This window comes from Guptibacillus sedimenti (assembly GCF_028610665.1).
Lineage (GTDB): Bacteria > Bacillota > Bacilli > Bacillales > Guptibacillaceae > Guptibacillus > Guptibacillus sedimenti.
In genome coordinates, this window is record NZ_JAQQWV010000009.1 from 26,135 (window position 1) to 38,882 (window position 12,748).

A 12,748-nucleotide genomic window follows, 5' to 3' on the forward strand; every position below is an offset into this window, starting at 1 on the left:
TGACCATTCATCGAAATATGTTCAAAACGAAGAAGTGTGGTGAATGGTAAATGAAGTGGGAAAAATTATTTGAACCTATTCAATTAAGAAAACTGACCTTGCCGAACAGAGTGATGATGGGGTCGATGCACCTTGGAATGGAAGGAAGTAAGGATCAGGAGGATGCACTCATTTCCTTCTATACTGAACGGTCAGGTGATAACGGTCCTGGACTGATTGTGACTGGTGGCATTTCCGTTTCTCCCGAAGGAGATGGAGGACATCATTTTCTAGGATTCTACAGGGAAGATGATCTTAGAGTGATGAAACGACTTACAGATAGCGTCCACGAGGCAAACGGGCGCATTGCTGCGCAACTTTTTCACGCTGGTCGATATGCCTATTCACAAATGAATGGCGTGCCATCCGTCGCCCCCTCTCCTATAAAATCGCCTATACACAGAGAGGTTCCAGAAGAATTAACTGAAATCGATATCCTTAATTTGCTTGAATCCTATGCAGAAGCAGGGAGAAAAGCGAAAGCTGTTGGCTTTGATGCCGTAGAAATTATGGGTTCTGAAGGGTATTTAATTAATCAATTCCTGTCACCGAGGACGAATAAGCGATCAGATAAGTGGGGAGGTAATTTTGAGAAGCGCACCCGGTTTGCGATCGAAGTACTGAAATCTGTTCGAAACGCTGTTGGAGACGATTATCCTATTATTTTTCGAATGTCCGGTCTCGATCTTGTACCTGATTCTTCAACACCTGAAGAAACGATCCAACTTGCAAAGAAGTTAGAAGAGCATGAGGCCGATATTTTAAATATTGGTATTGGTTGGCACGAATCAACCGTCCCGACAATTTCAATGATGGTGCCACGCGCTGGCTTCATTGAACCTGCTCTCAAAATCAAAGAATCCGTTAACATCCCGGTCATTGGTAGCAATCGGATTAATGATCCACTTCTAGCAGAAGAACTGCTTTATAAACTCGATATGGTTTCGATGGCGAGACCATTCCTTGCTGATGCTAATTTACTAGCAAAAGCAAAAGGACAAGCTCTTGATCAAATCAATACTTGTATTGCTTGTAATCAAGCGTGCCTGGATCATGCCTTTGAAGGAAAAGCCGTCTCCTGCCTTGTTAACCCTCGTGCTGGAAGAGAACATAAATGGACAATAAAAAAAGCGGACAAAACAAAAACAGTTGTTGTAATCGGTGGCGGGGTCGCCGGGATGGAGGCAGCAAGAGCCCATGCTGAACTAGGCCATACGGTTACGCTTTACGAAGCGAACGAAACCATTGGCGGGCAATTTAATCTGGCGAGAAAAATTCCAATAAAAAAAGAATTCGATGAGACCATTCGTTACTATACAACAGAGCTAAACCGATTAGGCGTTCAAATTAACGTTAATCATAAACCGAATGCTGACGACTTGCTAGCCCACTCACCTGACCTCGTTGTTCTGGCGACAGGTGTTGTTCCAAGGCTGCCTGTCATCAATGGCATTAAACACGCCATTCCATATCCTGAAATTCTTTCTGGGGACCGAGAAGTTGGAAAAAAAGTCATTATCATTGGTGCAGGTGGAATTGGGTGTGATGTCTCACACTTTCTGATTGAAAAAGGAATTCACGACATTCTTCTTCTCAGACGAAATGGAAAAATGGGAGAAGGGCTTGGAAAGACGACAAAATGGGCGATGCTGCAAGACTTGAAGCAAAATGGGGTTACGTTCAGAACCAACCTTTCATACGAAGAAATCACACCTGAAGGGTTAAAGATTACAAACAGAGAGACAGGTGAGCAGGAATTCCTAGAAGCTGACACCATCATCCTGGCAGCTGGCCAAGAGTCAAATATACCTGAGGAATATGAAGATCTATCACAAAGAGGGATCGATTTAGCTGTGATCGGTGGTGCACGACTTGCTGGAGAGCTTGATGCTAAGCGAGCGATCTATGAAGGAGCAAAAATTGCTTTTGAACCTGAGACAATTTCTGTTCAGTAATCTTTCATAACAAAAAAGGTGCTTAGAGCACCTTTTTTGTTATTTCTATTTTCAATCAATTTAATTCAATCATCCGTTTAAGAAATGCACTACTGTACGTTGTTCCTTGAAGCTGATTTCGTATCCAGTCCTCTTCTTCTTTGAGCCAATTTCTTATCGATCGTACTGCTTTTTCATGCTCATGTGTCGTCATATGCTGGAAGATTTCATTCGTTTTTTCAAGATTCACTTCTTCAAGTGTTTTGTGGAGCGCTTTTAATCCAAGTTGCGCTCTCTCAGGATGGTAATGGTGGAGAACGACTCGTGAATAGTGAACCATGACTTGATTCAACAAGTGAACCGACCAAATATCATTCCCTCTTCTTCTGGACTTTTCATATTGAAATAAGAAGAATGCCGTATCATCAACATGATCAATAAACTCTTGTTTCGATAAAGTTAACTGTTCGTTAAAATGACTTAGACATCGATGTGGATCGTAAAGTACTCTGCAAAAATCTTTTTCAATTAACGTTTCAGCAGTTACTGTAAACAAATCAAGGTGCAACAAATTATCAAACACAGCAATCACTTGTGGCGCAATAATAAAGATTTCATCATAGAAAAGAAGACTCCTATAGGCTTCTAAATAGCTTTTTCGTTTCTTTAGGAAAGCCTCCACATCTCCCTCATCAACGAGGCAATAAAGATCAACATCTGAATTCTCATCATGCTCGTCCCGTCCCATTGATCCTTTAAGAAACAACGCTTTTACGAGTGGTTCCTCTTGAAGATGACCTGTTATGACTCTTACTGCTTCTTCCTGTTTCAACTCCCCAACTCCAATCCTTCATCAAAATCGATCATTACCTAGCGAAAAAAGCTGATGAACAACAAAAAAGAGTGCTAAAGCACACTCCTTATCCTAGCTTATCGCCATTCTTTACTTTTTGATCAGGCTGGATCAAAACAACGCCTCTTTCTCCATATATACCAAGAACCAGTATTTCTGACATAAAATCAGCAATTTGCCGTGGAGGAAAGTTTACGACCGCCATCACTTGTTTACCAATTAAATCTTCAATCTCATAAAGATCCTTGATTTGTGCACTGGACTTCTTAATACCAATTTCCTTACCAAGATCAACTTTTAGTTGGTAAGCTGGCTTTTTCGCCTTTTTAAAATCGTTGACTTCAATAATCTCGCCTACTCGAATATCAAGCTTCATAAAATCATCAAACGTTGCCATTCTGTTCACCCTGCCTTTTACTTCTTCAGGAGCATTATCTACTCTTAATCAGATTCTCGTTCCATGAGCGAATTCCTGCTTAAGCGTTTCTGAACAAATTGCTGCACAGCAAATCTGATTTCTTCTTCCGTTCGTTGCTGATGATTATGACCAAATAAAAAGGCCGAATAAAGCTCAACAAGGAAGCGATCGCTCGCCTCTATTTGCATCGAATAGAGTTCTGAAAGTGTTAATGGATATTGAGAAGTTGCGAGAAAATGTTCAATGCGAAGTATGTACATAAGATCGTTTAGTAATTCGTAAGAGTTGATTGGAGAAACAAACTGTTTTATTCGACTGTCAATAGAGAGCAATAATGTTATGAGACCACTCTTTATCTCATTTCTTGAAGGTAGGACAAATGGTGTCTCTCCGTAGATCTTCAATTGCTCAAAACACGGTGCTACATATTCTTTTGAACCATTGGCTACATCTCTAAAATCTTTCAAGCATACCTCTCTCATATCTAGAGAAATACCCATTAATTCTGGCAAAGAAGGTGATTTTATCAGTGGTTCGTTATAAAAGCACCAAATATCCAAATCAGAATATGGACCAGCTTCCCCTCGTGCAAAGCTTCCAGTAATCACAACGCCCTTTAACAATGGATTTTTCAATCGATCAACAAGACGTTTTGCGTATTTTTCAATCATTAGTGGAGTGATTAGTACATGTCGCATCTCATTTTCTCCTTTTCACCGAGACCCTTAGAAAAAGCTTGCTAGGACGAAGTTGGTCCGTCGTTCTTTTCTACTTATTTATCTTCATTAGTTTCACTTGTTAAAAATCGATAAACGGAATCAATTACCTCATTACGATCTGCCCCATGACAGATAAGATGCTTTGAATTCTCCATCACCTTAACCTGTTTCTCTTCTGAACCGATGAGGTTGTATATCGCATCTGCCGTTTTATAAGGAACGAGCCCATCCAGTTTTCCTTGAAGAATCATCGTAGGAGTGAAAACAGATTCAAACGAAGGCTTAAGATGTTGCACCAGCTTACGAAATTCTAGCGAAGCAACAAATGGTGTACTTCTCACCTTTCGACTATAACGAATAAACAATTCGTTTTTGAATAGTTGTCCTCTACATAGGTCCGTTACCATCCCTCCAATGTCTTTAACCATTTGAATGGGATGAATATATTGAAGCGCTGCGCTTAATAAAACTAACTTATTCACTTGATACTTTGTCGCCAAATAACCAGCTAGAACGCCGCCCATAGAAAAGCCTATAACGTATACGGTGTCGCATTGCTCTAGTAAGTGTTGGAGATGAGATTCAGCCGTATCAATCCATTGCTGGAAAGTAATACCGCGAAGCGAATCTTGTTCACCATGCCCTGGAAGCGTTGGAGATGAAACGACCCAATTTGTATGGCTTCGAAAATATTCTGCCAGCGGTTCCACTTCATAAGGTGCACCAGTAAATCCATGTATGAGCAAACAACCGATCATATTCGTTCCCTCACCTTTCCTCCTAAAGTTTACTTTTTATAATACCACCAGGAGAAAAAAGTTAACCGGTTATTGCGCTCTTAATCCAATCCGTTTTTAACGCTTTGAAGCTTTTGATCCTTTGCTATAGTGAATTGCTAAAGAAGCTTTCCTTTCTTCTTGAAGCGATGTTGAGCAATTGGGGCAAATCACCGCTTTAGAGGGGATGGGTGTACAACAGTACGGACATTCCTTGCGAGTCATTGAATTTATTGGGTCCTGTCCAGGTTTGCGCCATCTATTTAGTTGTCGAACAACTAGAAAGACAGAGAAAAAAATAATTAAAAAGCGGATGGAGGTCGTTAAAAAAACACCATAATTAATTGTTGCGGCTCCCGCTTCTTTCGCATCGGAGAGGGAAGGATAGTAATGTCCATTCAAACTAATATACAAATCTGCAAAATTGATCTGTGCTAAAAGAAGACCGACTGGCGGAAGAATAATGTCCGAAACGAGTGAATCGATAAAACTGCTAAATGCTGCACCGAGAACAATACCTATCCCCATATCAGCTGCATTTCCTCTAATAGCAAAATGGCGGAATTCATTTAATAGACCGATGGGAATTCACTCCTTTAACCTCACTCTACACAATATGTATGCGTCATTCATACAAGCTATGAATTTTTTTAATGGTTGTAATTTTTCTATAATTTTTTATAAAAGCGTCACAAGCCTAATAGATGATATAATGTTTCTTTGCGACTATAGTCTAACATCAAGGAGTGAACAATCATGACATTTGCCCTAGCCTGGTCAAAGGCTAATCCTTTAATTGAGGATCCGATGGCTGTATTTGTCTATCTAACGGTTGTCGTTGGATTTATCTTTATGCTTGGTGAGTCAAAAAACGCCGTTCTGCAAAAGATTTTCCATTACGCACCTCCGTTAATTTGGACATACTTTATTCCAATGCTCTCAACGACCTTTGCTATTATTCCGCAAGAGTCAAGTTTATATGGATTTGTATCCACATATATTCTTCCTGTCGGCTTACTGCTGTTACTGTTATCAGCTAACGTTCCAGCTACACTTCGATTAGGACCAAAAGCACTACTCATGTTCCTTGCTGGTACAATTGGTGTCATTATCGGTGGTCCGATTGCTCTTGCCATTTTCCAACCATGGTTACCAGAGAATGCTTGGACAGGTGTTGCTGCTCTAGCAGGAAGCTGGATTGGTGGCTCAGCGAACATGGCTGCCATGATCGAAGCAGTCGGAACACCAAAAGAAATATTATCCCCCATTATCGTTGTCGATACGGTTGTTGGTTATAGCTGGATGGGAATTATGATTTTCCTTGCAGGATTCCAAGATAAATTTAATAAGTGGAACAAAGCAGATGACTCAGTTATTCAAAGCGTGAATAAAGAAATGAATGATATTCAACGTAAGAATGAACGTCCTATTCAAGTTCCTCAGCTATTAGGCTTGCTTGGACTTGCCTTTGGTGTCTCTTACATCGTATTGAAAATTTCTGAGAACCTTCCGCAAACGGCCGTTCTTTCTACAACTACATGGACCGTTATGATTATTTCAGCTATCGGTATTCTGTTCTCTTTCACCCCTGTTAAAAAGTTAGAGGGATATGGAGCTAGTAAAGTCGGCTATACTGCCATATACCTTTTGCTCGCAACAATTGGGGCTAGAGCCGATCTTGCATATGTAGTCGATTCTCCCCAATATGTACTAATGGGTATTGTATGGCTTAGTATTCATATTCTTGTTATTTTTATTGCAGCACGATTACTGCGTGCGCCACTTTTCTTTGTAGCCGTTGGATCACAAGGAAATATTGGTGGAACAAGTTCAGCTCCAATCGTGGCTTCTGTCTTTCAACCCTCACTTGCTCCGGTTGGACTATTGATGGGAATTGTAGGTAACGTTGTTGGTAGCTATGCAGCTGTGCTCTGTGCTCAATTGGCTAGGATGGTCGCCACAATGTTTTAGCTTCTTTTACAAAGAAAAATCCGTCCTCCTCTAGGGGGACGGATTTTTCTATACCTTTATCCTTGTGAAGTAGGGCGAACAAGAACTTCATTAATGGACACACTGTCAGGTTGGCCAACAGCGTAATAGATTGCATCTGCAATCGCTTGGGGATCGAGTGGATCGAGACCATTTGGACCACGGTTGTTTAACTTCTCTTGTACATCTTCATCAGTAATTGTATTCGTTAATTCTGTTGCAACTGCCCCTGGTGAAATGATTGTCGCTCGGATATTTGTAGAAGGAGACATCTCTTTTCGTAGACCTTCTGTAATTGCTCTTACTGCAAATTTCGTACCGCAATACACTGCACCGGCTGGCATAATTTCGTGCCCCGCGACAGAAGAAACATTAATGATATGACCTGATTTTCTTTCTTCCATATGAGGAAGGACGCCAGCAATACCGTAAAGTACGCCCTTTATGTTAACATCGACCATTTTATCCCATTCATCAATTTTAAGTTTGTTCATGAAGGATAGTGGCATCAATCCTGCGTTATTGATGATGACGTCGATCTGTCCATACTGCTCAATCGTTTTATCAGCAAGAGCCTGCATTTGCTCTCTTGACGTCACATCCGTTTTTTGAATGATCGCTTCTCCACCGCTGTTTGTGATTTCTTTTTTCAGCTCTTCAAGGCGATCCTCACGTCGCGCTGCAAGGACAACTTTCGCACCGTCTCCTGCCAGTTTCTTTGCCGTTGCTTCGCCGATTCCACTACTTGCTCCAGTAATAATAACAACTTTTCCATTAATATGACTCATGATTATCCACCTTTCATGTTATCTACACCACTCTAGTTCCCGATTGAAACACCTATAAACATTCGGATGTGCCCAAACAAAAAAGCACCTGCGCCAGGTGCTTTCGCTTTACTTATTTTGTTCAATCCATTGTTTGAACGTTTCCTCTGTCTGGGTGCCAACAATACGTTCGACTTCTTTCCCATCTTTAAATCGGATAAGGGTTGGCGTTGATTCAATTTGATAGTCATTCCAACCTTGTTCAAATTCGAGAACATTGTACTTCTTTAGGTCAATATCCATATCTTCTGCGAGTGGCACAAGTATCGGAGAGGTGTTTTTACAATGAATGCAAGTTGGACTATAGAAATAGACAAATGCATCATCTTCGTTAGAAAGTTTTTTATCGAGCTCATCAGGAAGAATTTGATTTTGGTAAAGCGGATCATCGAGCTGATCGATCGTTGCAGGATCTAGTGAGTCTTTCCCGTAAGGATTTCCCTCTGCTTTTTCACTATTGCTGTAATTTGTAACAAATGCGAGCGCTCCAAATAATACGATAATAATACCAAGAAAAATAATAGCTTTCTTCATACGTTTTTCTCCTTTTTTGTCTGCTTATTTAACAACAACATGATCATCGTAATCGAAAGAAAAGCAATGAGTGCTAGAAACGGAATCGTGATAAACCCGGCGTAATTAATATACTCTCCGGTACACGGAACTCTCCCACAAGCGGGCGCTGAATCTGCAAAAAAAGATGTTTTTTGAATCAAATAATGATAAAGAGAAACACATACACCAATGACCGATAACGGCAAGACATATAACCATTGTGACGCATCTTTTCTTATCATAGCAATTCCAAGGAAAATGACTAAAGGATACATAAGAATTCGTTGATACCAGCATAGCTCACATGGTTCATATTTCATTACTTCAGAAAAATACAAACTTCCAGCAAGGGCAAGGACTGAAGTAGCCCAGGCGCCAAATAACAGATACTCACTTTTTTGCTCAGGTTTCACAGCTGTACCTCTCTTCTTTTCACACCAAAATGTAGTTCCATTATACACCACAGCAATCGACTTTTAAAAAGATGAAACGTGACAATACGATTACAAAGCCGACTCCTTATCAGAGTCGGCCCTGGTTTTTCACTTATTCAATAATTTGTAATTCCTTCGGATACTTTGTTAACGTCTCATACCCATTCTCCGTAACAAGTACATCATCTTCAATCCTTACCCCACCAACGTCCGGCAAGTAGATGCCCGGCTCAATCGTGTAAGTCATACCTTTTTGTAGCAAGCTATTGTTTTTTTCACTCATCGATGGAAACTCGTGTACTTCAATCCCGATGCCATGACCGATTCGATGTGGGAAATAATCACCATAGCCTGCATTAGAAATCACATTTCTTGCCGCAAGATCAATATCGCCAAGTCTAGTTCCCGGCTTAGAGATATGAAGTGATTCTATTTGGGCACGTAACACCGTATTATAGATTTCTTCTTGCTTCTCATTCACTTCACCGAAGGCTACTGTCCGGGTAATATCAGAGCAATAACCGTTAAGGACAACACCAAGATCAAATAAAACGAGGTCACCTTTTTTCAATTGACGATCCCCAGGGTTACCATGTGGTTGACCTGATTTCTCTCCAAACAAAACCATCGTAGAAAAAGACATCTCTCGAATACCTTTCTTTTTCAACTCAAATTCTATTGTAGCGAGTACTTCCATTTCAGTAATGCCTTCGCGTAAAGCCTTTACCCCGGTCTCTACACCGAAATCAGCAAGTGCTGCTGCTTCGCGCAACACTTCAATTTCCTCCTCATCTTTAATAAGACGAAATTGATTCAGACCAAGCTCTGCTGAATGATACTGAAGTTTCGGATAGCGAGTTTGCAATTCTTCAGCGCGTTCATAGGCAAGCGTTCCTTTCTCAATTGAAGCACTAGTTGGTTGATGCACACCACGTTCTTTCAATGCCTCATGAATAAAGTCAAAAGGATCTTCTGAATCGCTATAGCCGATGATCTCATATTCCCATCCTGCGTCTCGTGCCTGGGAAACTTCCATCCCGGGAACTACAAGGAATGGTTCTTGGTTAGGAACGATAAAAAGACCAAGTAACCGTTCATGTGGTTCACAGTGAAAACTAGATAGGTAAAAGACATTCGAAGATGAATGAATATAAGCAAAGTCTTGATTTTGTTCAATAAGCCAATCTGTCATTTTTGATAAACGTGTGTTCATAGTGACACTTCCTTTATATAAATTAAGCTTTTTTCTACTTTCCCTCTCCTAGCTTATCATAAGTGAATTCTGTGCACTTTATTAACACACAAAAAAACCCCCGCAATACATGCAGGGGCCTGTCATATCTATTGTAACTCTTTCGCAAAACTTGGCTTAATCAGACCAGTATCTTCAAAAACCTTCCCCATTTTATCTTCAAACTTGGTAAATTGCTCTAGCGCCTTCTCCTGTACAGAAGGATCAGCAATGTCCGCTTGTTCTGCACGAATGGTATATGCTTGTGTTAAATCGTCAAATGCACTCTCAATTTCCTCTTTAGAGTCGTCTAGTTCAGCTGGAACAGATAGACCTTTGATACCTTCTACTGTTGCTTTACTAGCTTCAGTAGCACTTCCTTTTAACTCTTCAAGCTCTTCTGTTGAAGGCTTGTCTGCTTCAGGTGTTTCACTGTCATGAAAAGCAGCTTTTGCTGATTCATAAGCGACGATTGCGTCATTATGTTTCTTAAGAACACTTACCACTTCTGATTGAAAATCTAGTAGAACACTTTTCGTATCAGCTTGCTCTGTTTCTCCACTTGTTTCACTTTCGCTGTTTGTATTTGAACCGCACGCTGCTACAATCAGAAGCATGGATAAACTTAAAACAGATAATAACTTCTTCATATGTCAAACCCCCTATTGATGTTTACTTCCAAAAAATAGTTTAGCACTAAATCCAAATTTGTAAATGAGAAAATATGGATAAATTTTTCTTTTGAAACCTGATACAATAAGGGCTTTGTATAATTATTAAATTCGGCAAATAAAAATAGCTGCCGGCGTTGGCAGCTACGATCATCAAACAATTGGAGAAGGGGGAACTTCTTTGGTTTTGTTTGAAATATATAGAACAATTTGTGTCGGGGAACACCATGTCTATTCTCTTCTATGATGATAATGATAATCTTTATCAATTATAAAGTCAATAACTTTTCTTAAATGAAATCGAAGGTGTTGATTCAAATGCGCTTGATTTCTTTTCGCGTAATCCACTTTTAACCGCCTCTGCTCTCAAAACTAGCGCAAATGCTGTGAAAGACAAGAGCAAAATGAACAAAAACATGGATATCTGTAACGTTTCAACCATTTTATCCACCTCTTATTTTGAATGTTTTTATCATTATAGCACGGCTTAATGATAATGAGAAGCATTATCATTAACATCAAGCACATTTCACAGAAGACTCAATAGTTGTGCAAGCGGTTTAATTCCTCTATTATAAGAAAAGCACATAAAAAATAGGGGGACTATCCATGCAACGTGTTCATTTAACAGAAGATTTATCTTTTTCTCGTATTATTCATGGTCTTTGGCGACTGGCAGATTGGAATCAAACGAGTGAAGAAACCCTTTCACTCATTGAACATAACCTTAATCGTGGCATTACTACCTTCGATCATGCCGATCTTTATGGAAGTTACGAATGTGAAGAGCTTTTCGGAAAAGCTCTCGCTCTGAAACCTTCCTTACGTGACCAAATGGAAATCGTTACAAAATGCGGAATTGTGATTGAATCACCAAACAGACCAGCTCACCAATCACATCATTACAATACAAGTAAGGAGCACATTATCACTTCTGCTGAACAATCGCTCATCTCACTTGGTATTGATCATATTGATGTTCTTCTCATCCACCGTCCAGATCCATTTATGGACCCAGAACAAGTGGCTGAAGCCTTTTCTACATTAAAACAAGAAGGAAAAGTTCGTCATTTTGGCGTTTCTAACTTTAAACACCACCAATTTAACATGCTTCAATCGTATGTCGAGCAGCCTCTCATTACAAACCAGCTTGAGCTTTCTGCTTATAACCTTGAGAACTTTGAGGATGGTACCCTTAATCTCTGTCAAGAAAAACGAATGAAGCCAATGGCTTGGTCTCCCCTTGCAGGTGGAAATGTATTCACTTCGAATGACGAAAAAGCCGTACGTCTTCGCGAAACGGTTAAGAAAGTCGCTTCTGAAATCGGTGCTGAAGGAATGGATCAGGTTCTATATGCTTGGCTCCTCAACCATCCGGCAAACATTATGCCAATCGTGGGATCAGGTAAGCCTGAGCGCATCGATAGTGCAGTTGATGCACTTTCGTACTCATTAACCCGTGATCAGTGGTTCGAGATCCTTACAAGTTCAATGGGGTATGATATTCCATAAATAGTAGTGATTTTCGAGATCTATTCCTTTTTTCTTAAATAGACTAAAACGCCCTCTCATTTGAGAAGGCGTTTTTTGAATTAATAAAATTAAACAAACGTTTATTTAACGCTATTGAGTTACTCTACTTTTCTTCGTGATAACTTCAGATATCGCAAATTTTCGACTACCAGTAAAAGCTAAAATCACTGATATACCAAGAAGAGAAAGTGGGAACTCATAACCTCCAATAAGCCCCATTGGAAGCTTTGCCAGAACAATAGCACCAATCATCGTTAATCCAAGTAGGATCGCTGATGGTATGACAAAGATTCCAGTAATCAGGAATGCTCCCCCAATTGCTTCAATAATCGCTGCTGCATATGCAAGTGCTGCAGGCTGACCAATCTTATCAAACATCGCAATCGTATTCTCCATCGCACCTAGTTTTTGTATACCATGAGCTAACATAATTATTCCAAGTATCATTCGACCACATAATAAGCCCCATTCCATTCGTTTTTTCATGGTGGACACCTCACTTTTGTTTCCTAGCTAACGAATGAGTTGTCCTTATGGATCAGTTTTTCGATTGAATTGTTCCTATTGTACGTTGTAAAAGTCTTGCTTGAATGAGACGTCTACGAATTGTAATTCCTAACCAACTTGCAAGAAATGCTTTAATCAAACCAACAATAATGAAAGGATAAACTCCTCCACTGATTGTAACAAGTGGCAATGAAATTTCCATTTGAGCAAGTAAAGCTGTAATTGCTACAAAAAAGGCCCATATAATCGTCATTCAAAGCAT

15 protein-coding genes are annotated in these 12,748 nt (G+C 40.0%); 3 read left to right on the forward strand and 12 right to left on the reverse strand.

Features of this window, described 5'->3' with window-relative positions; genetic code table 11:
- Positions 1 to 50: 50 nt before the first annotated feature.
- Positions 51 to 1,994 (forward strand): oxidoreductase, encoded by a 1,944-nt coding sequence (locus PQ578_RS20500; protein WP_273836444.1) that lies wholly within the window; start codon positions 51 to 53, stop codon positions 1,992 to 1,994.
- A 55-nt stretch (positions 1,995 to 2,049) separates the two neighbouring features.
- Here the strand turns inward: PQ578_RS20500 and PQ578_RS20505 are convergent, their stop codons facing one another.
- From PQ578_RS20505 to mscL, 5 genes are all read right to left on the reverse strand, one after another.
- A complete protein-coding gene (locus PQ578_RS20505) occupies positions 2,050 to 2,805 on the reverse strand; it encodes a nucleotidyltransferase domain-containing protein (RefSeq protein ID WP_273836446.1) in 756 nt (251 codons plus the stop codon).
- Positions 2,806 to 2,893: 88 nt separating this feature from the next.
- Positions 2,894 to 3,223: a tRNA-binding protein gene (locus PQ578_RS20510; protein WP_273836448.1), complete on the reverse strand. Its 330-nt coding sequence runs from the start codon at positions 3,221 to 3,223 to the stop codon at positions 2,894 to 2,896.
- A gap of 44 nt (positions 3,224 to 3,267) precedes the next feature.
- Positions 3,268 to 3,942, reverse strand: a complete 675-nt coding sequence (locus tag PQ578_RS20515) for a nucleotidyltransferase domain-containing protein (RefSeq protein WP_273836449.1) — start codon at positions 3,940 to 3,942, stop codon at positions 3,268 to 3,270.
- A gap of 74 nt (positions 3,943 to 4,016) precedes the next feature.
- Positions 4,017 to 4,721 carry an alpha/beta hydrolase gene (locus PQ578_RS20520; RefSeq protein ID WP_273836451.1) on the reverse strand — a complete coding sequence of 235 codons (705 nt, stop codon included), beginning with the start codon at positions 4,719 to 4,721 and terminating at the stop codon, positions 4,017 to 4,019.
- A 96-nt stretch (positions 4,722 to 4,817) separates the two neighbouring features.
- Positions 4,818 to 5,327, reverse strand: coding sequence for a large conductance mechanosensitive channel protein MscL (mscL, locus tag PQ578_RS20525; protein WP_337958037.1), 510 nt, complete (start codon positions 5,325 to 5,327; stop codon positions 4,818 to 4,820).
- A gap of 168 nt (positions 5,328 to 5,495) precedes the next feature.
- Here mscL and PQ578_RS20530 point away from each other — a divergent pair, with 168 nt between their 5' ends.
- Complete coding sequence (locus PQ578_RS20530) at positions 5,496 to 6,710, forward strand: DUF819 family protein (RefSeq protein ID WP_160921719.1); 1,215 nt, start codon at positions 5,496 to 5,498, stop codon at positions 6,708 to 6,710.
- Between the two features lie 56 nt (positions 6,711 to 6,766).
- On the opposite strand, the gene PQ578_RS20535 is transcribed toward PQ578_RS20530, so the two are convergent.
- From PQ578_RS20535 to PQ578_RS20555, 5 genes are all read right to left on the reverse strand, one after another.
- Positions 6,767 to 7,516, reverse strand: a complete 750-nt coding sequence (locus PQ578_RS20535; protein ID WP_224885086.1) for an SDR family oxidoreductase — start codon at positions 7,514 to 7,516, stop codon at positions 6,767 to 6,769.
- Positions 7,517 to 7,624: 108 nt separating this feature from the next.
- Entirely contained in the window at positions 7,625 to 8,089 is a 465-nt protein-coding gene (locus PQ578_RS20540; RefSeq protein WP_273836458.1) for a thioredoxin family protein, read from the reverse strand.
- Positions 8,086 to 8,523 carry a disulfide oxidoreductase gene (locus PQ578_RS20545; RefSeq protein WP_159780873.1) on the reverse strand — a complete coding sequence of 146 codons (438 nt, stop codon included), beginning with the start codon at positions 8,521 to 8,523 and terminating at the stop codon, positions 8,086 to 8,088. Before PQ578_RS20545 ends, PQ578_RS20540 begins: the two co-directional genes overlap by 4 nt.
- Positions 8,524 to 8,656: 133 nt before the next feature.
- On the reverse strand, positions 8,657 to 9,757 hold the full coding sequence (locus PQ578_RS20550) for a M24 family metallopeptidase (RefSeq protein ID WP_273836461.1): 1,101 nt from the start codon (positions 9,755 to 9,757) through the stop codon (positions 8,657 to 8,659).
- Between the two features lie 128 nt (positions 9,758 to 9,885).
- Positions 9,886 to 10,425 (reverse strand): hypothetical protein, encoded by a 540-nt coding sequence (locus tag PQ578_RS20555; protein ID WP_273836462.1) that lies wholly within the window; start codon positions 10,423 to 10,425, stop codon positions 9,886 to 9,888.
- Positions 10,426 to 11,055: 630 nt separating this feature from the next.
- On the opposite strand from PQ578_RS20555, the gene PQ578_RS20560 reads away from it, so the two are divergent.
- The gene (locus PQ578_RS20560; RefSeq protein ID WP_273836464.1) at positions 11,056 to 11,958 is read left to right on the forward strand and encodes an aldo/keto reductase; all 903 of its coding nucleotides are present in this window, start codon (positions 11,056 to 11,058) and stop codon (positions 11,956 to 11,958) included.
- Positions 11,959 to 12,069: 111 nt separating this feature from the next.
- Here the strand turns inward: PQ578_RS20560 and PQ578_RS20565 are convergent, their stop codons facing one another.
- Both PQ578_RS20565 and PQ578_RS20570 read right to left on the reverse strand, forming a co-directional pair.
- Positions 12,070 to 12,465, reverse strand: a complete 396-nt coding sequence (locus PQ578_RS20565) for a DoxX family protein (RefSeq protein ID WP_273836467.1) — start codon at positions 12,463 to 12,465, stop codon at positions 12,070 to 12,072.
- A 52-nt stretch (positions 12,466 to 12,517) separates the two neighbouring features.
- A complete protein-coding gene (locus tag PQ578_RS20570; protein WP_273836521.1) occupies positions 12,518 to 12,739 on the reverse strand; it encodes a hypothetical protein in 222 nt (73 codons plus the stop codon).
- Positions 12,740 to 12,748: the final 9 nt, after the last annotated feature.

Excerpts from the sequence above, each read along its gene's own strand:
- PQ578_RS20500 (WP_273836444.1), top strand. The coding sequence starts at position 51 with ATGAAGTGGGAAAAATTATTTGAACCTATTCAATTAAGAAAACTGACC.
- PQ578_RS20530 (WP_160921719.1), top strand. The coding sequence starts at position 5,496 with ATGACATTTGCCCTAGCCTGGTCAAAGGCTAATCCTTTAATTGAGGAT.
- PQ578_RS20550 (WP_273836461.1), bottom strand. The coding sequence starts at position 9,757 with ATGAACACACGTTTATCAAAAATGACAGATTGGCTTATTGAACAAAAT.
- PQ578_RS20570 (WP_273836521.1), bottom strand. The coding sequence starts at position 12,739 with ATGACGATTATATGGGCCTTTTTTGTAGCAATTACAGCTTTACTTGCT.
- PQ578_RS20565 (WP_273836467.1), bottom strand. The coding sequence starts at position 12,465 with ATGAAAAAACGAATGGAATGGGGCTTATTATGTGGTCGAATGATACTT.
- PQ578_RS20540 (WP_273836458.1), bottom strand. The coding sequence starts at position 8,089 with ATGAAGAAAGCTATTATTTTTCTTGGTATTATTATCGTATTATTTGGA.
- PQ578_RS20560 (WP_273836464.1), top strand. The coding sequence starts at position 11,056 with ATGCAACGTGTTCATTTAACAGAAGATTTATCTTTTTCTCGTATTATT.
- PQ578_RS20510 (WP_273836448.1), bottom strand. The coding sequence starts at position 3,223 with ATGGCAACGTTTGATGATTTTATGAAGCTTGATATTCGAGTAGGCGAG.
- PQ578_RS20515 (WP_273836449.1), bottom strand. The coding sequence starts at position 3,942 with ATGCGACATGTACTAATCACTCCACTAATGATTGAAAAATACGCAAAA.
- PQ578_RS20555 (WP_273836462.1), bottom strand. The coding sequence starts at position 10,425 with ATGAAGAAGTTATTATCTGTTTTAAGTTTATCCATGCTTCTGATTGTA.
- PQ578_RS20520 (WP_273836451.1), bottom strand. The coding sequence starts at position 4,721 with ATGATCGGTTGTTTGCTCATACATGGATTTACTGGTGCACCTTATGAA.
- PQ578_RS20535 (WP_224885086.1), bottom strand. The coding sequence starts at position 7,516 with ATGAGTCATATTAATGGAAAAGTTGTTATTATTACTGGAGCAAGTAGT.